Raw genomic sequence first — 22,252 nt, forward strand, 5'->3', positions numbered from 1 at the left:
GTTTGCGGCCCTGCTCACGGATAATTCTCGTTCTGAAAGGCCGCCGTTGCGACGATGAGATAGACCGAGGCCGAACCGTCAGTCGGGTGCACGTTGGTCAGATAGGGGCGCAGCAGGTCCGTTATGATCCCCCAGCGATAGTAGGCGCGCACCATGTTCAGCGACTTGGCCCCGCCCGGTGTGAAGGCGAAACCTGTGGTGCTGAGGTCGGAATAGGGATCGGTTGAGGATTTGCGAGGGATTGTTGTCGGCATGGATGCGAAGCTCGAATAGCTCTGCACATCGAGGTAAAGGTTTGTGGGCGTCTGTAGTTCGGAAGATGAGCAGGTAATGAGCACGGAAATCTGATTGCAGAATGCCTGCCGGAATTGCTGCGAGCTGGTATTGGCCGCAGTAATCTGCCCGGTTCTGATCTGACGCGACAGAGTATCGACGGCGTTCGAAACGACTTGTTCCGCAGTAAAGGCGACAAAGGTTTCGATAATGGCGAAGATGATCAGAAAATAAGGAATCGCGAGCAGAGCGAATTCGATCGCTGCCGTCCCATCGCGAGAGCGCACGAATTCGCGCAATCTACCCCGGGCATGCTGCCGTGCAGGGCTTGTATTGGCGAGAAGCGCGTTGTCTGGCGTCATAGGTCATCCGCGATGTTTAAACGCGGAGGACACTAGAGTTGCTTTCTTGATAATCCGTTTCTCTTCTCTATTCATATTTAGAGGAAACCAGGATTATCGATCGCAATATAATTCTTTGAAAGTACTTTAGAATATTTGCGTTATCGAATGTTATTATGGCCCTGCGGCCGCGGTCGGCGTCGCCGTATTGTTTTGCTGGGCATGCTGTTCGCAATTCGGCGTACATGACAACACGGCGCGATCCGTCTGGCGGAAAACGCGGACCGTATTGCCTTCGTCGATCGATACCAGGATCTGCTCGTCGACGATCGCATTGCCGTCGGTATCGAGCAGGATGATATTTGTCGTGCCGAAGCTTCGGCCTGTCAGTACGATGGTTTTCGGATCGGCGACCGTTGCATCGGCAACCTGCGAATTGCCGACGATAACCTTGCTGACAGGGCGGTCCAGCTTCAATACGCGCGCGTGATCCATATAGACGCGCAGCATGCTTTCTCCGGCGGCGTGGGAAAGCTGCGGCATCATGCCGGCCACGGCAACAATGCAGGCAAGGAATGCTGTTCTGCCGCCGACTGGCATGGCTTGGCCTCTTGGAACGCTATGGCGAAAAGAATTCCGGATAGAATGGGAAAGAATGGTGAATGAACGATTAAGCTAATCCGGTATCGTTCGATTATGGCTCTAATGTCTCATTCGACCACCATATCATCCTATCATTGCGAAAATCGTGTATTGTTTTAAGACAAATCGTATCTCGCGCTAATATTCGCGCATCTAATAATTTCCATTTGGTTGAAAAACTTCTTTAAAACGGAAAGAAGAACATAAAACTTGCGTTAACTATTCTATTTTCGCTTTTGTATTTACTGTGCATTAACCTAATTCTTTAAAGCGATGGAAACGGCGGGCAGCTACCGTGCAGTTCATCCGATCAACGGCAACAGTTGGCGGACGTGCTGTCAACAAGTGGAGTTAAACTTATGTCCAAGCTTTTTTCGCGTTTCCTGAAGGATGAATCCGGCGCGACCGCAATTGAATATGGCCTGATCGCCGCCCTGATCTCGGTCGCCATCATTACCGGCGCGACGACCCTCGGTAGTACGTTGAATAACACCTTCCAGAATATCTCGACGAAGATGGGCACTGCCTCTGCGGTCAACAAGTAAGCCTATATATGTTTAGGTGAGCTTCTCAGCGAAAGCCGCTCGGCACAATGAGCGGTTTTCAATATTCTTAACTTCGCTGTAGACGGTCGATATGTAATGCTAGAGCATTGATATTACTAATATTTCCGCTCTGCATGTCAATCGCGCGATCTCCGATCTGCAGTACAGTTTACTTCCCCCCATACGCATTGGTTAGCAACTGGAGCGGTGGCAGTGGCACGGAGTACCATGCACTCATCGAATCAACGGCAACAGTTGGCACACACGCTGTCGACAAAATGAAAGGAGTAAATTCATGTCCAAACTTTTTTCGTGCTTTCTGAAGGACGAATCAGGCGCGACTGCAATCGAATACGGTCTGATCGCCGCCCTGATCTCGGTCGCCATTATCACCGGCGCGACCACCCTCGGCAGTACGTTGAATAATACCTTCCAGAATATCTCGACCAAGATGAGCACGGCTTCGGCAGCAAATTAAAAAAATCTTAGTCGTGCGACGGAATGTCTGAGAAAGAAACCGTTCAGCAAAAATGAGCGATTTTACCTTTTAACATATCAGGCTGTATCATTGTCATGCTTGAAGCTGCGGCACTATTTATTTTCCCGCTCTGCATGTCAATCGCGGCGATCTCGGATCTATTGACCATGACGATCCCGAATCGCGTGTCGTTGGCGCTTGCGGTCTCGTTCCTTGTACTGGCGCCGATCTCGGGGCTTTCGACCGTTGAAATCGCCATGCATCTTGCCGGAGCGGGCGCTGTGTTCTTTGCCTGCTTCACGCTGTTCGCACTGAACATCATGGGCGGCGGCGACGCGAAGCTGCTTGCGGCGGCTGCGCTTTGGTTCGGGTTCGATTCCTCTCTCATAGAGTTCTTGGTTTACGTCGCGTTCATCGGCGGCGCTGTCACTGTTTTGGTCATCCTGCTGAGATCGCAGGCCATCACCATCATGGCTATGGGCCTGCCCTTGCCGCATTCGCTGACGGGTGCCAAAAAAATCCCTTACGGCATCGCCATCGCGATTGGCGGGATGCTTGCTTTCCCTTCCTCAGCGGTTCTTCTGGGGGCTGCGACTTAAAAGTACTCCGAACCTTAACGGAGGAGTATAGGTGCGCTTTTTTGAAAGCGAGCCCTAATATACACCAAGTAATCATGGTTAAATAACAATAAATGTAACCACCCATTAACCATAATTACACCAATTGCCGGTCATTCTGCAGGGCGAAGAATCCTGTTCCTCAAGGAATGACCATGAAACCCGCTCGCATAATGATACTCGCAGTGGCAGCCGTCGCAGCCGGGATGGCCGGTCTGCTCGCGATGCGCCTGGCGGGTTCGCGCGATATCGTTCCCCAGCAGATCGCGGCGGTCGTGGAGAAGGAGGCGACGGTCAACGTCCTCGTTGCCGGTGCCAATCTGCCCGTCGGTTCTCGTCTCAACGGACAGTCGATCCATTGGATGCCTTGGCCCGAGAGCGGTCTCGTCAAAGGCCTCGTCACCGAACGCGAACGGCCCGACGCTCTGAAAGATCTGACAGGCGCTGTTGTTCGCCTGCCGATCTTCGAGGGCGAGCCCATCCGCGAGGAAAAGATTGCCGATTCCAATAGCCGTATCCTTTCGTCCTTGCTGCCGGCGGGCAAGCGGGCCGTCGCCACGGAGATTTCCGTCTCCACCGGCGCGGGTGGTTTCATTCTTCCGAATGATCGTGTCGACGTCATCATGGTGCGCAAGGGTTCGCAGCAGCAACTCGTCACCGAAACCGTGCTCAGCAACGTTCGCGTTCTGGCAGTCGATCAGCAGATCGAGGAAAAGCAGGACGGAAGCAAGGCCGTCGTCGGCGCAACCGCGACGCTGGAGCTGACGCCGGACCAGACGAAGGTCCTGGCGGTCGCGCATCAGATGGCCGATCGCCTGACGCTGGCATTGCGCTCTGTTGCGGACGCGCAGCAGTCCGATACGACGGCCGCCGATTATCTTCTCGCCGGCGACAATGGCGGCAGCATGATCCAGGTCATCAAATCCGGAGCAATCGTGACCGACGGCCCGACCGGGCCGAAGCCGCAGTGAGAAGGGGCGAGACCATGTTCAAGACAAGCAACAAAGCCAGCCTCTCCCTCGGCGTAAGCCTTTCCTTCTCCGTTGCCTTTGCCGGGCTGCCTCTGGGACCGGCTTTTCTGCGCACGCCTACGGCCTTCGCGGGCGGTTCCGACAGCATCGTGACGATAGCCGGCCTGGGCACGAAGCGCACATTGAAGCTGGGCCTCAACAAGGCTCTTGTCGTCGATCTGCCGGCCGATGCCCACGATATCCTCGTCTCCGATCCCAAAATGGCCGATGCAGTGACGCGAACCTCGCGCCGCATCTATCTTTTCGGCAAGACGGTCGGCCAGACCAACATCTTCATCTTCGGCGCCGACGGCAAGGAGATCGTCAGTCTCGATCTGCAGATCGAGCGCGACATTGCCGGACTTCAGGCCAATCTCAAGCGCTTCATTCCGGACTCCGACATCAACGTCGAGATCGTTTCCGACAACATCGTCATGACCGGTACGGTGCGCACGCCCCAAGATGCGACACGTGCCGAGCAGCTTGCACAGGCTTTCCTCAAAGGCGGCGAAGCGACCACTCGAAACCAGACTGCCTCGGGCAGCGGCGACAACAATGCGGTCGCCATTTTCGCGGAAACACGGCAGACCTCACAGATCGTCAACATGCTGCAGATCGAAGGCGAGGATCAGGTGACGCTCAAGGTGACCGTTGCCGAAATCAAACGCAGCGTGCTGAAGCAGATCGGCTTCGACAATCTCGTCAGGAATTCTTCCGGCTTGACGGTTGCCCAGCTCGGCAGTCCTGGCGCGGATGGGACTGCGGCGGCCGGCGGCGGCGGCCTGGCCAGCTTGTTCAAGACCGCCATCGGCAAATATGATATCAGCACCTACCTCAATGCTCTCGAGCAGGCTGGGGCCGTCCGTACGCTGGCCGAGCCGACGTTGACGGCGATCTCCGGCCAGGCCGCGACCTTCAATTCGGGCGGTCAGACCCTATACGCCGTCACGAACAAGGACGGGACCGTCACGGTCACGCCCTTCACCTACGGTATCAGTTTGGCCTTCACGCCTGTCGTGCTGTCTGCCGGACGAATCGCTCTGCATGTGCAGACCCAGGTCTCCAATCCGGTTGGCACGGCCAACGCCGGTACGGCAACCTACAACCAGCGCGCCGCCGATACTTCGGTGGAGTTGCCGTCGGGCGGCTCGATCGCTTTGGCCGGTCTCCTGAGCGATACCATTCAGCAGACCACCAACGGCACGCCGGGCGCCTCGAAGATTCCGATTCTCGGCGCTCTCTTCCGTCAAAAGAGCTTTCAGCGCGATGAAACCGAGCTGGTCATCATCGCGACGCCTTATTTGGTGAGGCCGGTCGCCCGTAGCCAGCTTGCCCGCCCCGACGATAACTTCTCGCCGAGCAACGATATCAGCGGCGTCTTCATGAATCGTGTCAACAAGATCTACGGCCGCAAGGACGGGCCGCCGGTCGCCGATGCCGATTTCCACGGCACTGTCGGCTTCATCTACAAGTGAGGAGAGACCGATCATGACGCGCGCCTTTTCAACCGGATCAACGAAAGATCCAAAATTGACCGGCCTGGAGCACAAAGCGCCTCGCACCGGCCGGTCCCGTTCCCTCAGGATGGCTCTGATGGTGCCGGCCCTGATCGTGACGGCTGCAACTATCAGCAGCTGCGCCGATTCACGTGATCGCATGACCACCAGCGCGATCAATGACGATTATCGGCAACGTCATCCGATCGTGTTGACGGAGAAAGAACACAATCTCGATATCCCGGTTGCCGCCAGCGACCGTCGCCTGACGACGGGAATGCGCGATACCATCCGCGGGTTTGTCCAGGATTACCGCACTCGTGCGAGCGGAACGGTCGAAATCCTTGCCCCCAGGGGATCGATGAATTCGTTGGCGGCATCTGCGTTGCGTCAGCAGATCCGCAGGGAGCTGGTTGCGAACGGCATTCCGTCGGCCCGCATCGTCGACAGCTACTATGGGGCTGGCGACCCAGGCGATGCGGCTCCGATTCGCCTGCGCTTCACAGCGACGACGGCGCTCACCAACACATGCGGTCAATGGCCGGACGATCTTTCGGACAACGCTTTCGACAACCAGAACTACTACAATTTCGGCTGCGCCACACAGCATAATCTGGCGGCGCAAGTCGCCAATCCGACGGATCTGATCTCGCCGCGCGCCGTGTCGCCGATCGATACCGATCAGCGTAGCAAGGTGATCGACAATTATCGCAATGGCTCGGTCCCGACGAGTACCGCCACGGTTGGCGGTTTCAGTGGTTCCGGCGGCTCGGGCCAATGAACATGAGAGTTACGCGCCGGCGGAACAGGATGAAATCATGAACGCCATCGAATATGATATCGGCTCGACTGCCCCGGAAGCGGAGGAGGTTTCGCGCTCGGCCAATCTCGACAATCTGCGGCCGCTGCCGCGTATTTCCATACATGCTTTCTGTGAAAGCGAGCAGCTGCAGCAGGTGATGGATCAGTGTGCCAACGATCGGCGCATGTCCAAGGTTAGCCTCCGCATCACCAGCGGTGGTGTCGCAGCTGCAGCGAACATGTTCGCCTCGGCGCCGACCCCTAATCTGATCATCCTGGAGACGCGCGCCGGTCCGCGCGGCCTGTTGGCGGAACTCGAACCGCTCGCCGCCGTCTGCGATCCGAGCACCAAAGTCATCGTCGTCGGCTATCACAACGATATCGGCCTTTATCGCGAACTCATCCGCAACGGCATCTCCGAATATATCGTCCAGCCGACCGACATGGTCGATCTCTTAACTGCGGTGGCGGCGATCTTTATCGATCCCGATGCCGAGCCGCTCGGGCGCAGTATCGCTTTTATCGGCGCCAAGGGCGGGGTAGGCGCATCGACCATCGCCCATAATTGCGCCTTCGGAATTTCCAGCCTTTTCTCCACCGAAACCATTCTTGCAGATCTCGATCTGCCCTACGGCACCGCCAATATCGATTTCGACCAGGATCCCGCGCAGGGTATCGCGGAAGCCGTCTATGCCCCTGAGCGGCTTGACGAGGTCTTCCTCGACCGGTTGCTGACCAAATGTTCCCAGCATCTCTCGCTGCTGGCGGCCCCCTCGATGCTGGATCGCGCCTATGATTTCGAAGGGCAGGCTTTCCTGCCGGTGCTGGACGTCCTCCAGCGCAGTGCGCCGGTCGCGGTTCTCGATGTGCCGCATGTCTGGACGGAATGGACACGCTCCGTACTTGGCGCGGTAGACGAGGTCGTCATTTGCGCCGCGCCCGATCTCGCCAATCTGCGCAACGCCAAGAATCTGATCGACGCTCTGCGCAAGCTGCGGCCCAACGACAAGGCGCCGCACCTCATTCTCAATCAGGTCGGCATGCCGAAGCGTCCGGAGATCAACCCTTCGGAGTTCTGCGCACCGCTTGAGACGGATCCGATCGCCATCATCCCTTTCGACATCAACCTGTTCGGCAATGCCGCCAACAGCGGGCAGATGATCGCCGAAACCGATCCGAAGTCGCCGACCGCGGAGACTTTCTCGCAGATATCGCACATCGTTACCGGACGTGTCGCTTTGAAGAAGGCCAGAAAAGGCGGTTTGCTGGGCCTTCTGAAGCGAAAGTGATCGTTTGATTTCGCACGGGCTTCCGAAGGCCGATTTTCATGGAGGCCGTGCAGCAGCATTAGAATTGGATCAGAAGATGTTTGGCAAGCGCGGAAATGAAGGTCCTGCAAAGAGCGGCGCGATGTCTCCGCCGCCGGCGCGCGTGCCAGCCGCTGGCAATGGTCCGACGGCACCGGCCGTGCTGATTGAGCCGTCCCATGATTCCACGCAGCCGCGTCAGCAGGTCGTGCCTCCCTCGATGCAGACGCCCAGCCGCCGTCGCGTGGCGCGCACCGAAGAATATTACGATACGAAATCGCAGGTCTTCTCCGCGCTGATCGACACGATCGACCTTTCGCAGCTTTCCAAGCTTGGCAACGAAGCCGCGCGCGAGGAAATCCGCGATATCGTCAACGATATCATCACCATCAAGAATTTCGCGATGTCGATCTCCGAGCAGGAGGAGCTGCTCGAGGATATCTGCAACGATGTGCTTGGCTATGGCCCGCTGGAGCCGCTGCTCGCCCGCGACGACATTGCCGATATCATGGTCAACGGTGCCGGCCAGACCTTCATCGAAGTCGGCGGCAAGACCGTCGAATCCGAAATCCGCTTCCGCGACAATTCGCAGCTTCTTTCCATCTGCCAGCGCATCGTCAGCCAGGTCGGCCGCCGCGTTGATGAATCCAGCCCCATCTGCGATGCGCGCCTGCCCGACGGTTCGCGCGTCAACGTCATCGCACCGCCGCTCGCGATCGACGGTCCCGCACTGACCATTCGTAAGTTCAAGAAGGACAAGCTCACCCTCGATCAGCTCGTCCGTTTCGGCGCCATCACGCCGGAGGGCGCAACGCTTTTGCAGATCATCGGCCGTGTGCGCTGCAATGTCGTCATCTCAGGCGGTACCGGTTCGGGCAAGACGACACTTCTGAACTGCCTGACCAACTACATCGACCGCGATGAACGCGTCATCACCTGCGAGGATACCGCCGAACTGCAGCTGCAGCAGCCGCATGTGGTGCGTCTTGAAACCCGTCCGCCGAACATCGAAGGCGAGGGCGAGATCACCATGCGCGATCTCGTCAAGAACTGCCTGCGTATGCGTCCCGAACGCATCATCGTCGGTGAAGTGCGCGGACCCGAGGTCTTCGACCTGCTGCAGGCGATGAACACGGGCCACGATGGTTCCATGGGGACCATCCACGCCAATACGCCGCGCGAGTGCTTGAGCCGTATGGAATCGATGATCGCGATGGGTGGTTTCAGCCTGCCGGCCAAGACCGTGCGCGAGATCATTTCCAGCTCCGTCGACGTCGTCATCCAGGCCGCCCGCCTGCGTGACGGTTCGCGCCGCATTACCCAGATCACCGAGGTGATCGGCATGGAAGGCGATGTGATCATTACCCAGGACTTGATGCGCTACGAGATCGAGGGCGAAGATGCGAACGGCCGGATCATCGGTCGGCACGTCTCCACCGGCATCGGCAAGCCGCATTTCTGGGATCGTGCCCGCTACTACAACGAGGAGCGGCGCCTGGCGGCCGCCTTGGATGAAATGGAACAGAAGGCGCAATAGGATTTACGATGTTCGGTATCGATCCAATAGTGCTGTTGATTGTGCTGCTGGCGGCGGTTTCCGCCGCGGCGGTCTGCTATGGCGTTCTCTATTCCCGGATCGAGACCCAGAAGAAGGCGGAAGGTCGTGTCAATCGCGTCAAGCAGGCCGAAACCGATCGCGTCAAGGTCAAGGCAGCGCGTGACCGCGTCCAGGAAATGTCGAAGCGGCGCAAATCCGTGCAGGATTCTCTGAAGGATCTGGAACGGCGCCAGTCCGAAAACACGAAAAAGAGGCAGTCGCTGAAAGCGCGCCTTGCCCAGGCCGGTCTGTCGTTGACGCCGGCGCGCTTCTACATCTTTAGCGTGCTGTTCGGTCTTTTCGTCACATTGGTTCTTTTCATTGTCGGCGCCCCGCCGCTGGCCATTCTGGGCATATTCTTTGCGGCTGCTTTCGGCCTGCCGCGCTGGGTCGTCCGCTTCCTCATCAAGCGCCGGCAAAGCAAATTTCTGGAAGAGTTTCCGAACGCACTCGATGTCATCACGCGTTCCCTTCGCTCAGGCCTGCCGCTCAATGATGCGGTTCGGCTGGTGGCCGGCGAGGCACGGGAGCCCGTCAAGACGGAGTTCCGCCGGGTGGTCGAAGCGCAACAAGTCGGTTTCAGCATGGCGGATGCCTGCGCGCGCATCTCGAACCATATGCCCCTGCAGGAGGTAAATTTCTTCGCGATCGTTATCGCGATCCAGGCCCAGGCGGGCGGTAACCTGTCGGAAGCTCTCGGCAATCTCTCGAAGGTGCTGCGCGAGCGCAAGAAGATGAAAGCGAAGGTCAAGGCATTGTCGATGGAAGCCAAGGCATCCGCCGTCATCATTGGCACTCTGCCCTTCGTGGTGATGCTGCTGGTCTATCTGACCTCGCCGCAATACATGATGATCCTATTCGCCGATCCGCGCGGCCATCTGATCTTGCTCGGAGCCGGCATCTGGATGTCGATCGGCATCTTCATCATGCGCAACATGGTCAATTTCGAGATCTGAGCGGGAAGGAGCCGCGTAGCCCATGACCGATCTCGCTGCCCGTTTAACCGATCCCGGCACTCTTCTTGCCGTCGTGGTCGCCATTGCCGTCTTCGCGACTTTCTACACGATTGCGATACCGCTTTTGGAACGCGGCGATCTCAGCAAGCGCATGAAGGCCGTATCGACGGAGCGTGAACAGATCCGCGCGCGCGAGCGGGCACGGCTGAATGCGGAAGGCGGCAAGACATCGCTGCGCAGCCACAACAATCGAAACGTCAGGCAGATCGTCGAGCGGTTCAACCTGCGCAACGCGCTGGTCGACGCCAATACCGTCAATCGCTTGCGGGCCGCCGGCTTGCGATCGGAAAATGCGCTCAACATGTTCCTGGTGGCGCGATTCCTGCTGCCGTTCCTGTTTCTCGCGGTTGCGATCGTCGTCGTCTTCGTTCTCGGCTGGTTCGCCGCAAAGCCTCTGCCGATCCGCCTGCTCGGGGTCATCGCTTTCGCCTATCTGGGCTTCTATACGCCGAACATTTACATCTCCAATCTGGTGAGCAAGCGCCAGAAATCGATCAAGCGCGCCTGGCCCGATGCTCTCGACCTGATGCTGATCTGTGTGGAGTCGGGCATTTCAATCGAGGCGGGCATGCATCGCGTGTCCGAGGAAATGGCCGAGCAATCCCCGGCGCTTGCCGAGGAAATGGTGCTGACCACGGCCGAGCTTTCCTTCCTGCAGGATCGCCGTACCGCCTTTGACAATCTCGCCGCCCGCACGCAGATCGATCTCGTCAAATCGGTGACGCAAGCGCTCATCCAAGCCGAACGCTATGGCACGCCGCTCTCGCAGGCGCTGCGCGTCATGGCGCAGGAGGGTCGCGACGAACGCATGAACGAGGCGGAAAAGAAAGCCGCCGCGCTGCCGCCGAAGCTGACCGTGCCGATGATCATCTTCTTCCTGCCGGTCCTGATGGCCGTAATTCTCGGCCCTGCCATCATCCAGGCGATGGATAAGTTCTAAATTGCCTGCTTGCCCGCCACGCGGAGACATGGTTAGTTGTATGTAATGTCGTCGAGTGCGTCTGGCGTGTGTTGAGGCAAGCGCAAGTCGTTCGTACCGAGCATCCTTGGAGGTCTCGTATGTCATCCCTGGCTATATTTTTCAGCGTCATGGCGGCTGTCTTCATCGGAGCCGTCAGTCCCGGTCCGAGCTTCGTGCTCGTTTCGCGCATCGCCATTTCGCGCTCTCGCAAGGCGGGGCTTGCCGCGGCTTTCGGCATGGGAACCGGCAGCGTCATTTTCGCAACCTTGGCCCTGTTCGGCCTCAGCGCATTGCTGATGAAGGTCGAATGGCTGTATCTCGCGCTGAAAATCGGCGGCGGCCTCTATCTGATCTATGTCGGCATCCGGATCTGGCGCAGCGCGGCGGATGACCTTCCCATCGACGCGCCGGCAACGCCGGCGGAGGGCGGTGTGATGCGCAACTTCCTCTTTGCGCTGGGCACGCAGCTCAGCAATCCGAAGACGGCCATTTTCTACGGCAGTATCTTCGCCGCGCTACTGCCGGCCGCGCCGGCTCCGTGGCTGCTCTTTGCGGTTCCGCCCGCAGTCTTCCTGGTCGAGGTTGGCTGGTACACCGTAGTGACGCTGGCTTTCTCCTCCAACCGCCCACGTGCACTTTATGTCGGATCAAAGCTCTGGATCGACAGGGTGGCGGGTGCCGTCATCGGTGCCCTTGGAGCGCGGCTTGTCGCCGAGGGGCTGCCGCGCCAGATCTGGCGTTAAGTGCCTCGAGCTGCTGGGTATCCGCCTGAATTGGCGCGCGGCCGGTTTATCTATGTGAGAGGTGCGCAGGCAAGCCGTTATGGCCGCTCCCGCTGGCCCTATTGTTGGGCGACTTTCCTGCCGTTGCCGCTGGCGGCAAGCTTCTGCCAGGAGTTCTGCTGCGCCAGCATGCCGCGCAGATAGGCAACGTTGGCGTTCGCCTGTTGCGGTGTCAGTTCCTGCCGCGCAATTTGTTCGGCTTCCGCAAACCGGCCCTGCAGACCGACGACCAGCGCCAGATTCTGCCGTACGCGGCTATCGGAGCCCGGCTGCGAGATGGCCGTGCGGAGATAGCTTTCCGCATTCTTAAGATCGCCGGTCAGCACATAGGACATGCCGAGATTGGAAAGGATGGTCGGCTCGTTTGGAGCCAGTACCAGCGCATCCCGGTATTTGGCGCGCGCATCTTGGGAGCGCCCAAGCTGATCGAGGATAGCGCCCTGCGCCGAAACCAGGCGCCAGTCCGGCCGATCCGGAAGCTGGGCGCGGTCAATGGTCGAAAGCGCCTCGTCGAGCTGGCCTGCCGCCGCCTGGGCCTTGCCATAGGCCGCCAGCACCCCGCGGTCGGTTGGATTGGCGATTGCAACCTGCTGCATGACCGCAAGCGCCTGATTGTTGCGGCCGCTCATGCGCAGCGCATTGGCGTAGTTGACGCCGGCATCGCGATCCTTGGGATTGGCATCATAGGCCTTGCCAAATGTCGCGGTCGCCTGAGCCAGCTCGGTGCTGTTCATCGTATCGACAGATTTCGAAGTCTTGGGGATCGAGCCCGTCGTCATCCTGTCCTGTCCGGTCGTCGAGCAGCTTGCGAGCGCGAGCGCCAGAAGTGCGATGGAAGCTCCCTGCAAAAGAAAGGTTCTGAATGAAGACGCAGCTGCGGCGGCGGGCATGACGCTGATCCCTGAATTCCTATAGTCTTGCGCCCGGCCTAGAATCGGAACAGGGAAAGGTTCGACGCAATGTTCGCTCCAGCAATAATCTGTTAACCCTAACAGACGGTTAACTCTCGATTCTTCAAAGTCATCGCCAAAGGATAGTCATGGTCCCCTTTCAATTCATCGAGCGCGCGACGCCTTTCAATTCGAAGGGTGGCACGACCCTGCCGATCTTTGCCGTCACCCCGGCGCATATCGAGACGGGTACCATCGATCCCATCGCGCTCGATTGGGCACGCAAGGCGGGTTACAAGGCAGAGAGCGGCTCGCTGTTGTTGATCCCGACCGCTGAAGGGCATCTGGGCGGAGCTCTGTTCGGCCTCGGCTCCAATCCGTCCGAACAACCCTTTCTCACAGGCAAGCTGGCACGCAGCCTGCCGGCCGGCGCCTGGCATATTGAGACGGCGCCGCTGACGGCAAACCGGCTCTCGCTTGGTTTCGGCCTCGGCAGCTATCGCTTCGACCGCTACAAATCCGAAAAAGCTGCGGCGCCGACATTGATGATCCCGCGCGATGCCGATGCCGCCGATATCAAGCGCCAGCTTGCAGGCGTCTTTCTCACCCGCGATCTCATTAACACGCCGACCAATGACATGGGTCCGGAACAGCTCGAAGCCGCCTTCCGTGCGCTGGCCGAGCACTACAAGGCTGAGATGTCCGTCATCATCGGCGATGATCTCCTGAAGGAGAATTTCCCGCTGGTCCATACGGTGGGGCGTGCGAGCGCCGATGCGCCGCGCCTTCTGGAGCTGCGCTGGGGCAAGAAGGGTCATCGCCGCATCACCCTGGTCGGCAAGGGCGTGTGCTTCGACACCGGCGGCCTCGATATCAAGCCGGCGTCCTCGATGCTGCTGATGAAGAAGGACATGGGCGGTGCCGCCAACGTCATGGGGCTGGCGCTGATGATCATGGACGCCAAGCTCAAGGTCGACCTGCGCGTCATCATTCCGGTCGTCGAGAATTCGATATCGGCCAATGCCTTCCGCCCTGGCGATATTTACAAGAGCCGCAAGGGCCTGACCGTGCAGATCGACAATACCGATGCCGAGGGTCGGCTGATCCTTGCCGATGCGCTTGCCTATGCCGACGAGGACGCGCCGGACCTGATGATCGACATGGCGACGCTGACGGGTGCTGCCCGCGTCGCGCTCGGCCCCGACCTGCCGCCCTTCTTCACCGACGATAGCGAACTTGCCAGCGATCTGACCGAGGCGAGCCTGGAGACGGATGATCCGCTGTGGCGCATGCCGCTCTATATGGGCTACGATAAGGATATCCGCACCAAATTTGCCGATATCACCAATGCTCCATCAGGCGGCATGGCCGGCGCCATTACGGCCGCCCTGTTTCTCAAGCGCTTCGTGACGAAGACACCGAGCTGGGTGCATTTCGACATCTTTGGCTGGGCACCGAGCGAACGTCCGCATTCGCCCGGCGGCGGCGAGGCACAGGCGATCCGGGCGCTCTATCACTATATCAGGCAGAGCGTACGGTAGGTGGCTGCCGGTCCTTCTCCGCGCGTTACGGGGAAGGGCGGCGAATTCCCCTTGAAACCGCCACGATCTTGGTCGAGACTGGAACGGCAGCGTAACGAATTTCGGGGTTGCTCTTGCCGCTTGAACTCACCGCCTCGCAGGCTCTCGGCCTCTGGCATGGCGTGACGCTCGCTCAGGTGCGCCGCGAGGATCATGATTTGACGCTGCGGCAGACGGCGATTCTGCTGCAGATCTATCTTGTGCCGCCGCCGCATACCGTACGCGGCCTGGCCGCGACGCTCGGCGTCACCAAGCCGGTCATTACCCGGGCGCTTGACACCATGGGCGTGATGGGATTGGTCGACCGCGTGCGCGACGATCGCGATCGCCGCAATGTCATCATTAAGCGAACAGTCACCGGCGCGCTCTATCTTGAAAAACTCGGCGATCTCATCATCGAGCACGGCCGAAAATTGTAACCTCAGGAATTTCACCATGATGCTCGACCGCCGTCTCAATGCTTTCAGACCCGATCTTGCCGAGGCTTCTCTCAAGGGCAAGGTTGAGGCCGAGCGTTTCGTCGAGGGTATTGGTGCGCGCGTTGCCGTGCCGGTCGTTGCGCTCCGGCCGAAGCCAGATCTCGCCTCGGGCATCGATACCGAGCTCTTGATGGGCGAAGAGGTGACGATATTCGAGCGCCGCGACGGCTGGTGCTGGATCAAGGCTCTGTCTGACGGCTATGTCGGCTATCTTCCGGAAACGGCGATCAAGGAGGGCGCGGCGGCTCCGACCCATATCGTCGTCCCGCAGCGCACTTTCCTCTATCCCGAGCCGGAGCTGCGCAAGCCACATGCTGCGATCCTCTCCATGGGCAGTCTCGCACATGTGACCGGCCCGGCAGAGGCGCGGGGCAATCACTATGTCGTCCTGGAGGATGGAACCGCGATCTTCGCAAAGCACGTCCAGCCGATTGGTTACAACAAGGGCGGCGACTTCGTTGATGTCGCCTTACGCTTCATCGAGACACCCTATCTCTGGGGCGGCCGCTCGGGCCTCGGCATCGATTGCTCAGGGCTGGTACAGCTGGCACTGTCGATGACGGGCCGTGCCGCACCGCGCGATACCGACATGCAGGCCGCCGGCCTCGGTCAGCCGATCGAGCGCGAGGAGTTGAAGCGCGGCGACTTCGTCTTCTGGAAGGGGCATGTCGCGATCATGGAGGATCCCGAAACCATCGTCCACGCCAACGGCCATACCATGACCGTCGCCCGTGAGAATTTCGCCGCCGCCATCGAGCGCATCGGCTGGCTTTATGAAAGGCCGACAGGCTATCGCCGTTTCATCGACTGACTGCGCTCCGAAACCCTGTAGCGACAACCCATCCGGCATTTGCCGTGGCGGCGGTCTTCCGGCGTGCGCGGGCGTGCTATCCAGATGCCGGCAACGATGACGATGCCGCCAAGAGCCTGCAGCAGCGTGACATTTTCCCCGAACAGGAACCAGGCGAAAAGAGCGGCCGCGATCGATTCCAGGAAAATGACGAGCGAGGAGAATACGGTCGGCAGTCGTCCGAGCGCGACCGAAAGCAGGCCTTGTCCGCCGGCGTGGCTGATGAGGCCGAGGGCCAGGAGCACGCACCATCCCGAGATCGACTGCGGCAGGATGCGCGGCTCGAAGAAGAAGGCGATGAGGAACAGGATCGCGGAGGTTATGACGCTCAATTCGAAGGTGACGCGCGCGGCGTTGGTCCCTGGCCGCGCTGCGCCGACCGCCAGGAAATAAAGGCCGAAGAACGCGCCGGTGATGATGGCGAGAGCATCGCCGACCGCCCGGTCCGGATTGAATGCCAGGCTTTGGACGACGAGCGCCGTACCGCCCGCAAGGCAGACGAGGAGGCCTAGAAGCGTGGCGCGACTGACCCTTTGCCTCAGCAGGAGCCAGCCGAAGATCACGACCCATAGCGGCGCCATCGTTGCGAAGAAGGTGGCGTTGGCAATCGTTGTCCGCATGATCGAGAGATGCCAGAAGAACAGGTCGCCCGTGAAGGCAATGCCGGCGAGAATCGTCGGTATCGTGAAGCTGGCGCGAGGCGCATTGGGCTCCGCGACCTCCGCGTACCGCATCCATATCCAAAGGATCGGCAGCGCCAGAAAGACACGCCAGAAGGCGCTGGCGAAGGGCCCGACATCGGCAAGACGCACGAGGCTCGGAGAAATGCTCATGGCCAGCGCCGCGAGAATCATCGCCACGAGACCAAGGAGAAAGCCCTTCGTATCTTCGCTTTCACCGAGGCTCTGGCTGCGCATATCGTATTCGGTGTCCGGCTGTGACATTCTCGTGCCTTTGCAAGTCAGATGATGTGTGGCGCAAAGCTAGTACATAAGGAAAGAGGATTTGGCTCCATTTTGACGGCTTTCATGCAATTTTGTTTCCTCATTGCGGTAAGGATGTATTGAAATGCGCAAACCCGCCGATCTCGATGAGTTCGACCTGGCAATTCTTGAGATTCTTCAGAAGGACAATACCGTTCCGCAACGCGAGATCGGTGAACGGGTCAATCTGTCGGCCCCCGCCGTGCAGCGGCGTATCAAGCGGATGCAGCAAAGCGGCGTCATTCAGGCCAATATCGCCGTCGTCGATCCGGCGGCCGTGGGCTTGCCGATTACCATCGTCGTTGAGGTGCATATCGCAAACGAACGCTACGACCTAATCAATGCGATCAAGCGCAGCTTCCTCGAAGCGCCCGAAGTCCAGCAATGCTACGGTGTCACCGGCGAGGCAGACTTCGTGTTGATCGTCGTCGTCACCAGCATGTCTGCCTATGAGGACGTCGCCCGGCGCCTTTTTTATGACAATCCGAATGTCACGAAATTCAAGTCGCTCGTCACGATGGATCGGGTGAAGGTCGGTCTGTCCGTTCCGTTGTCGCTGGACTAGCTGGCTGTCTGCAAGTTCCGTTCACGCCGGCAGCTTCGGCCAGTTCGTCACGCCGCCACTCCAGTCCTCGAAGGCTTTGGAAAGACGTAGCACCAGCATGTCGCCGAAGCGCGGGCCGACGATCTGCATGCCGATCGGCATGCCGGAGCGGGAGAAGCCGCAATTGATCGAGGCGGCCGGCTGCTCCGACATGTTCCACGGAACGGTGAAGGCGATGTGCTCGAAAGGTCGCGCCGGGTCGTTGGTAGGGGAAGCCCATTCGGCGGGATAGGAGACGATCGGATTGGTCGGCGAAAGCACGGCATCCACCTCTGCGAAGAGCTTGGCGCAGCTCTTGCGCATCTCGTAGGTCTGGTTGAAGCCGCGAACGGCATCGACGCCGCTGATCTCTGCGCCGCCCTTCGCCCAGCTATAGATATAGGGCAGAATGCTGTTGCGGCGCTCCTCGCTCAGTGCCGTCATGTCGCCCCAGAAGCGGGCGCGCCAGAAGGCGTCGAGCCCATCCAGCATCTGCCTCGTCAGCACCGGCGCGACATCAATGATGATGGCGCCCGCTTCCTCGAAGCGCTTGGCGGCAGCGGTGACCGCATCGCGTATCTCGTCCTCGATATGCAGGCCGCAGCCGGCATCCAGCATCAGGCCTATCTTCATGCCTCGGACGTCGATATCGAGATCCGTCCAGTCGATCCCGTTCGGCTGTAGGCTGGTGCTGTCGCGCCAGTCGGGCCGCGAGAGCGTCGCCATGGAAAAGGCAGCATCCTCGACCGTGCGGGTCATCGGTCCGGCGCATCGCCCGAGATAATAGGGATCGATCGGAATGCGGCCATTGCTCGGCTTGAATCCGAAAATGCCGGTCCAGCCAGCTGGCAGGCGTATCGAGCCGCCGATATCGGTGCCGATATGCAGCGGTCCATAACCGGCAGCGGCGGCGGCGGACGCACCGGCGCTGGAGCCGCCCGGATTCTGGCTGGGGTCCCAAGGATTGCGGCTGAGCTTGTGAAAGCTGGAAAGGCCGGAGGAGAGCATGCCGTAGTCCGGGCAGGTGGTTTTCGCGAAAATCACCGCGCCGTCCTCGCGCATGCGGGCGGCGATCGGGGCGTCTTCGGCAGCGGGAATGAGCTCGACGGCCGCCGTGCCGAGCGGCACCGGCTGGCCCTTGGTGGCGATCAGCTCCTTCAATGTCACCGGAATCCCGTCCAGTGTCCCAAGCGGCGCGCCCTTCGCCCAGCGCTCCGTGGAGGCAGCTGCCTGCTTGCGGGCATCCTCAGGATCATAGGCGTAGAGAGCAGCGATTGTCGGCTCCCATGCCTCGATATGCGTCTCGAGCGCCAGCCAGTATTCGCTGGGGGACAGGCTCTTGTCGGCAAATTGGCGCCTGAGGTCTCGGATGGAAAGATCGGTAGGTTCGGTCATGATCTATACTCTTTATGTCTCAATCAGCGCGTCGCCTCGCGGGGGTCGAGGAGATCGCGCAGCCCGTCGCCGAGCAGGTTGAAGCCGAGCACGGAGAGCGCGATGGCAAGCCCCGGCAGCAGGGCGAGCCACGGCGCAACGTGGAAATAGGTCTGCGCATCGGCCAGCATCCGCCCCCAGGTCGGTGCCGGCGGCGGCACGCTGAGACCCAGGAAGGCGAGCCCGGCTTCCGTGAGGATCGCAAGGCCGAGCTGGATCGTCGCCTGGACGATGATGATGCTCATGATGTTCGGTAGGACATGGCGGCGCGTGATGGAGAGCTGCGTATTGCCGATGGCGCGCGCCGCCAGCACATAGTCGCGGCTCCACGCCTGCAAGGCCGCACCGAGCGCGACACGGGCAAAGACCGGCACCATGAAAACCGCGATGGCGATAATTGCCGTTGAGCGCCCGGTACCAAGAAATGCGCCGAGGATCATGGCCGAAAGGATTGGCGGCAGGGCGAAGATCACGTCGCAGGCCCGCATCACTAGCGCCTCGAACAGCCCTCGTTGGGCGGCGGCGGCGACACCGATGATCGTTCCGATCGTCCCGCCGATCGCGACCGATGATACGGAAATGGAAAGCGAATTCCAGCAGCCCGCCATCAGCATCGACAGGACGTCGCGGCCGATCTGGTCGGTGCCGAGGAGCCCGAAGCCGAAGGGCGGCTGCAGCTTGTGGAGGATTTGCATCTTCGCCGGCGGCACTGGCGTCCAGAACTGCGAGACGAGAGCGACGCAGAAGAGTGCAAGGATGATGACGACGCCGACGATGAGATTCATCCGCCGCAGCGCCCGAAAACGACGGCGAGAAGACGGCGCGGCAATTTTGGTCTCGACTGCAGTCATCGCGCACCTCCTGCTCGCAATCGCGGATCGATGACGAGATAGGAGAGATCGATCAGAAAATTCACGACGATGACGAGGGCGGCGAAGAACAGCACGACATCCTGAAGCACGATGACGTCGCGCTGGCTGAGCGCCTGATAGGCGAGGCGGCCAAGGCCGGGCAGGGTGAAGACATTTTCGATCAGCACGGCGCCGGCGACGAGAAAGGTGAATTGCAGCCCGAGAATGGTCAGCACCGGCACCAGCGCATTCGGCACCACATGGCCCCAGAGCACGCGGCTGCGCGACAGGCCCTTGGCGATCGCCGTGCGGGCAAAATCTTCATGCAGCGTATCGAGCACGGCCGAGCGCGTCACACGGGTCAGCACCGCCGCCTGCGGCAGAGCAAGGGCAGCGGCCGGGAGCACCAGCGACTTTGCGGCAGGCCAGAATCCACTCTCCCAACCGGGAAATCCGCCGGCCGGCATCCAGCCGAGCGATGTGGCAAACACAAGCACCAGCAGGAGGCCGACCCAGAAGCCCGGCACGGCGATGCCCATCTGCGAAAACAGTGTGGCGATGATATCGAAGACGCCGCCGCGTCTTGCCGCTGCCGCAACGCCGAGCGGTACGGCGACAAGAACCGACAACAGTATGGCAAGCAGCGCAAGCGGCAGGGTGACGGCAAGCCGCTCGGCAATGAGACCTGCGACCGGGACACCATAGGTATAGGACGTGCCAAGATCACCCGCCAGCGCGCCGGCGAGCCAATGCCCGTAGCGCACGATCAGCGGTTGATCGAGCCCCATATTATGCCGGAGCGCGGCCAGCGTTTCCGGCGTCGCCGAGGTGCCGAGCGTGATGGCGGCCGGGTCGCCCGGCAGCAGCGCCATGACGGCAAAGAGCAGCAGCGAGACCGCGATCAGCGTCAGCACAAGTCCGAAAATCCGGCGGGTGAGCAGTACGATCATAGCAAGTCCATGGCCGATCTTGCCCGGCATCGAAATGGTGGGCATCGAAATGGTTTACGGCGGGCGAAGCGATCCGCCCATCCGCGCCTGCAGGCAAAAGAACTCAGTCTTCCCAGGAAACGTTGGTCAGCACGTTGGACGGGATCGGTTCGTTCTCCCAAAGACCCTTCAGCTTCTTGTCCCACACTCCTAGCTTCGGCATGACGAAGAGGAAGAGGGCGGGCACATCTTCGGCAAGAATGCTCTGCGCCTCGCCATAGAGCTTGTTCTGTTCCGTGGGATCGGCGGTGAGCTGGATCTTCTTCATCAACTCGTTGAAGGCCGGGTTCTTGTAGTTGAAGTAATAGGGGTCGCGCGAATAGATATCGATATCCAGCGGCTCGGCATGGGCGACGATGGTCATGTCGTAATTGCGGCCGGTGAAGACGTCCTGCACCCATTTCGCCGGGAATTCCGTCGGCTCGATGTTCATCGTCACGCCGATATCGGCGAACATGGCCTGCATGACCTGGGCGCTGCGCGGTGCATAGGCCATCTGCGGCGTCTTGATGGTAAAGGTGAAACCATTCGGATAGCCGGCTTCGGCAAGCAGCGCCTTGGCCTTGGCGGCGTCATAGGGCAGTGTGCCGGTCAGATCCTTGTAGCCGGGGTCGTTCGGCGTGTAATGGCTGCCGATCGCCGTGCCGAAGCCGGACCATGCGCCCTCGATGATCGTCTTGCGGTCGAGCGCCATCATCAGGGCCTGGCGCACGCGCTTGTCGTCGAAGGGCTTGCGGGTATTGTTCATGCCGGCCACGACCTTCAGCTCGGTATTGCCGATCTTGGTCGTCAGCCTGGCGTCGCCCTCGAACGAACTCATGAGCTCCGGCGCGGCGAATTCCGGAAAGGCATCGAGATCGCCGGCCTTCAGCGCGGCGGCTTCGGCCTGTGGATCGGAAATGAAGCGAAAGGTTACCTTCTCGAGCTTCACGTCGACCGATTTGTTCCAGTAGTCCGGGTTCTTGACGAGGTCGACGTGGTCGCCCTTCGTCCAGGAGGAGAATTTGAACGGGCCGGTGCCGATGGGTGTCGTCTTGTCGTTTGCCGAGGATTTCGGCCCGACCATGACGGAACTCGGCCAGCCAAGCCAATAGAGCAGGCTGCCGGTCGGCGAGGACAGATGCAGCACAAGCGTTTCCGCATCCGGCGTGTCGATCGAGGCGATCGTTGAGAAGAAGCGCTTCTGCGGATTGACGGAATCGGCGCCGCGAGCGCGATCGAGCGTGAACTTGGCGGCAGCTGAATCGAAGGCTTCGCCGTCGTGGAATTTCACGCCGGTCTGCAGCTTGAACGTATAGGTCAGGCCGTCAGGCGAGATTTCCCAGCTCTTGGCAAGCTGCGGCACGATCTTGCCGTTTTGGTCGATGGCAACCAATCCTTCGAAAATGTTTTGCCAGGTGACCTGGCCGATCGCGACAGGCGCGGCGATCGTGGGATCGAGGCCCGTCGGCTCGACGCTCATGCCGAGATTGAGTGTCGTCTTCGCGGCTTCAGCCTGTGTCAGGCCCGTCATCAGCAGGCCGGCAGAAACTGCGGCGCCATAGGCAAGCCGGCGCGCGACGTCGCCCAGGCTTGGGCGTGAAAACTTGGTCATGTCGGTTCCCTTGCTTTTTGCCCGCATGTCCGGCTTCCCTTCCGGCATGCGGTCTTTTTCAGGATAGTGTCATCTCATAGGCGCACACACAATTCCGAAAATGTGTGCTCGGTGTAGCCGAAATCGCTACACTGGTTTGTCTTCTACAGTGTT

General features: G+C 60.0%; 23 protein-coding genes. 15 read left to right on the top strand and 8 right to left on the bottom strand.

The window, feature by feature from the left end:
• Window positions 1-14: 14 nt before the first annotated feature.
• Together FHT85_RS15465 and FHT85_RS15470 are read right to left on the bottom strand one after the other, a co-directional pair.
• Window positions 15-635, bottom strand: coding sequence for a TadE/TadG family type IV pilus assembly protein (locus FHT85_RS15465; RefSeq protein ID WP_112412768.1), 621 nt, complete (start codon window positions 633-635; stop codon window positions 15-17).
• 153 nt (window positions 636-788) lie between these two features.
• On the bottom strand, window positions 789-1,214 hold the full coding sequence (locus tag FHT85_RS15470) for a pilus assembly protein N-terminal domain-containing protein (RefSeq protein ID WP_112412767.1): 426 nt from the start codon (window positions 1,212-1,214) through the stop codon (window positions 789-791).
• Between the two features lie 401 nt (window positions 1,215-1,615).
• Between FHT85_RS15470 and FHT85_RS15475 the strand changes: the two genes are divergently transcribed.
• The 11 genes from FHT85_RS15475 (at window position 1,616) to FHT85_RS15525 (ending at window position 11,827) form a co-directional block, all read left to right on the top strand.
• Window positions 1,616-1,801 (top strand): Flp family type IVb pilin, encoded by a 186-nt coding sequence (locus FHT85_RS15475; RefSeq protein WP_112412766.1) that lies wholly within the window; start codon window positions 1,616-1,618, stop codon window positions 1,799-1,801.
• A gap of 295 nt (window positions 1,802-2,096) precedes the next feature.
• Window positions 2,097-2,279 carry a Flp family type IVb pilin gene (locus tag FHT85_RS15480; protein WP_112412765.1) on the top strand — a complete coding sequence of 61 codons (183 nt, stop codon included), beginning with the start codon at window positions 2,097-2,099 and terminating at the stop codon, window positions 2,277-2,279.
• 95 nt (window positions 2,280-2,374) lie between these two features.
• Window positions 2,375-2,878, top strand: coding sequence for a prepilin peptidase (locus tag FHT85_RS15485; RefSeq protein ID WP_112412764.1), 504 nt, complete (start codon window positions 2,375-2,377; stop codon window positions 2,876-2,878).
• Window positions 2,879-3,051: 173 nt separating this feature from the next.
• On the top strand, window positions 3,052-3,867 hold the full coding sequence (gene cpaB, locus FHT85_RS15490) for a Flp pilus assembly protein CpaB (protein ID WP_112412763.1): 816 nt from the start codon (window positions 3,052-3,054) through the stop codon (window positions 3,865-3,867).
• A gap of 14 nt (window positions 3,868-3,881) precedes the next feature.
• Window positions 3,882-5,381 carry a type II and III secretion system protein family protein gene (locus FHT85_RS15495; protein WP_112412762.1) on the top strand — a complete coding sequence of 500 codons (1,500 nt, stop codon included), beginning with the start codon at window positions 3,882-3,884 and terminating at the stop codon, window positions 5,379-5,381.
• Between the two features lie 13 nt (window positions 5,382-5,394).
• On the top strand, window positions 5,395-6,183 hold the full coding sequence (locus FHT85_RS15500) for a CpaD family pilus assembly protein (RefSeq protein WP_409527332.1): 789 nt from the start codon (window positions 5,395-5,397) through the stop codon (window positions 6,181-6,183).
• A gap of 37 nt (window positions 6,184-6,220) precedes the next feature.
• Window positions 6,221-7,492, top strand: a complete 1,272-nt coding sequence (locus FHT85_RS15505) for a CpaE family protein (RefSeq protein WP_112412761.1) — start codon at window positions 6,221-6,223, stop codon at window positions 7,490-7,492.
• Between the two features lie 76 nt (window positions 7,493-7,568).
• Window positions 7,569-9,047: a CpaF family protein gene (locus FHT85_RS15510; RefSeq protein WP_112338432.1), complete on the top strand. Its 1,479-nt coding sequence runs from the start codon at window positions 7,569-7,571 to the stop codon at window positions 9,045-9,047.
• A gap of 8 nt (window positions 9,048-9,055) precedes the next feature.
• Complete coding sequence (locus FHT85_RS15515) at window positions 9,056-10,063, top strand: type II secretion system F family protein (RefSeq protein ID WP_112412760.1); 1,008 nt, start codon at window positions 9,056-9,058, stop codon at window positions 10,061-10,063.
• 22 nt (window positions 10,064-10,085) lie between these two features.
• The gene (locus tag FHT85_RS15520; protein ID WP_112412759.1) at window positions 10,086-11,063 is read left to right on the top strand and encodes a type II secretion system F family protein; all 978 of its coding nucleotides are present in this window, start codon (window positions 10,086-10,088) and stop codon (window positions 11,061-11,063) included.
• A gap of 119 nt (window positions 11,064-11,182) precedes the next feature.
• On the top strand, window positions 11,183-11,827 hold the full coding sequence (locus FHT85_RS15525) for a LysE family translocator (protein ID WP_112412758.1): 645 nt from the start codon (window positions 11,183-11,185) through the stop codon (window positions 11,825-11,827).
• Window positions 11,828-11,925: 98 nt separating this feature from the next.
• Here the strand turns inward: FHT85_RS15525 and FHT85_RS15530 are convergent, their stop codons facing one another.
• Entirely contained in the window at window positions 11,926-12,756 is an 831-nt protein-coding gene (locus FHT85_RS15530; RefSeq protein WP_112338428.1) for a tetratricopeptide repeat protein, read from the bottom strand.
• Between the two features lie 149 nt (window positions 12,757-12,905).
• On the opposite strand from FHT85_RS15530, the gene FHT85_RS15535 reads away from it, so the two are divergent.
• From FHT85_RS15535 to FHT85_RS15545, 3 genes are all read left to right on the top strand, one after another.
• Window positions 12,906-14,297: a leucyl aminopeptidase family protein gene (locus FHT85_RS15535; protein ID WP_112412757.1), complete on the top strand. Its 1,392-nt coding sequence runs from the start codon at window positions 12,906-12,908 to the stop codon at window positions 14,295-14,297.
• 113 nt (window positions 14,298-14,410) lie between these two features.
• Complete coding sequence (locus tag FHT85_RS15540) at window positions 14,411-14,755, top strand: MarR family transcriptional regulator (RefSeq protein WP_041677769.1); 345 nt, start codon at window positions 14,411-14,413, stop codon at window positions 14,753-14,755.
• Window positions 14,756-14,771: 16 nt separating this feature from the next.
• Window positions 14,772-15,626 (top strand): NlpC/P60 family protein, encoded by an 855-nt coding sequence (locus tag FHT85_RS15545; RefSeq protein ID WP_112412756.1) that lies wholly within the window; start codon window positions 14,772-14,774, stop codon window positions 15,624-15,626.
• On the opposite strand, the gene FHT85_RS15550 is transcribed toward FHT85_RS15545, so the two are convergent.
• Window positions 15,605-16,609, bottom strand: coding sequence for a DMT family transporter (locus FHT85_RS15550; protein WP_246780004.1), 1,005 nt, complete (start codon window positions 16,607-16,609; stop codon window positions 15,605-15,607). The two genes, FHT85_RS15545 and FHT85_RS15550, sit on opposite strands and share 22 nt — an antisense overlap.
• Before the next feature lie 124 nt (window positions 16,610-16,733).
• Here FHT85_RS15550 and FHT85_RS15555 point away from each other — a divergent pair, with 124 nt between their 5' ends.
• Window positions 16,734-17,213 (top strand): Lrp/AsnC family transcriptional regulator, encoded by a 480-nt coding sequence (locus tag FHT85_RS15555; RefSeq protein ID WP_112338424.1) that lies wholly within the window; start codon window positions 16,734-16,736, stop codon window positions 17,211-17,213.
• A 21-nt stretch (window positions 17,214-17,234) separates the two neighbouring features.
• Here the strand turns inward: FHT85_RS15555 and FHT85_RS15560 are convergent, their stop codons facing one another.
• From FHT85_RS15560 to FHT85_RS15575, 4 genes are all read right to left on the bottom strand, one after another.
• Window positions 17,235-18,626 carry an amidase gene (locus FHT85_RS15560; protein WP_112412754.1) on the bottom strand — a complete coding sequence of 464 codons (1,392 nt, stop codon included), beginning with the start codon at window positions 18,624-18,626 and terminating at the stop codon, window positions 17,235-17,237.
• 23 nt (window positions 18,627-18,649) lie between these two features.
• Window positions 18,650-19,516: an ABC transporter permease gene (locus FHT85_RS15565; RefSeq protein WP_112412753.1), complete on the bottom strand. Its 867-nt coding sequence runs from the start codon at window positions 19,514-19,516 to the stop codon at window positions 18,650-18,652.
• The gene (locus FHT85_RS15570) at window positions 19,513-20,466 is read right to left on the bottom strand and encodes an ABC transporter permease (protein ID WP_112412849.1); all 954 of its coding nucleotides are present in this window, start codon (window positions 20,464-20,466) and stop codon (window positions 19,513-19,515) included. Before FHT85_RS15570 ends, FHT85_RS15565 begins: the two co-directional genes overlap by 4 nt.
• 103 nt (window positions 20,467-20,569) lie before the next feature.
• A complete protein-coding gene (locus FHT85_RS15575) occupies window positions 20,570-22,099 on the bottom strand; it encodes an ABC transporter substrate-binding protein (RefSeq protein WP_112412848.1) in 1,530 nt (509 codons plus the stop codon).
• Between the last annotated feature and the right edge of the window lie 153 nt (window positions 22,100-22,252).

Origin of the sequence: Rhizobium sp. BK312 (genome assembly GCF_014193605.1) — a bacterium.
Taxonomy (GTDB): Bacteria; Pseudomonadota; Alphaproteobacteria; order Rhizobiales; family Rhizobiaceae; genus Rhizobium.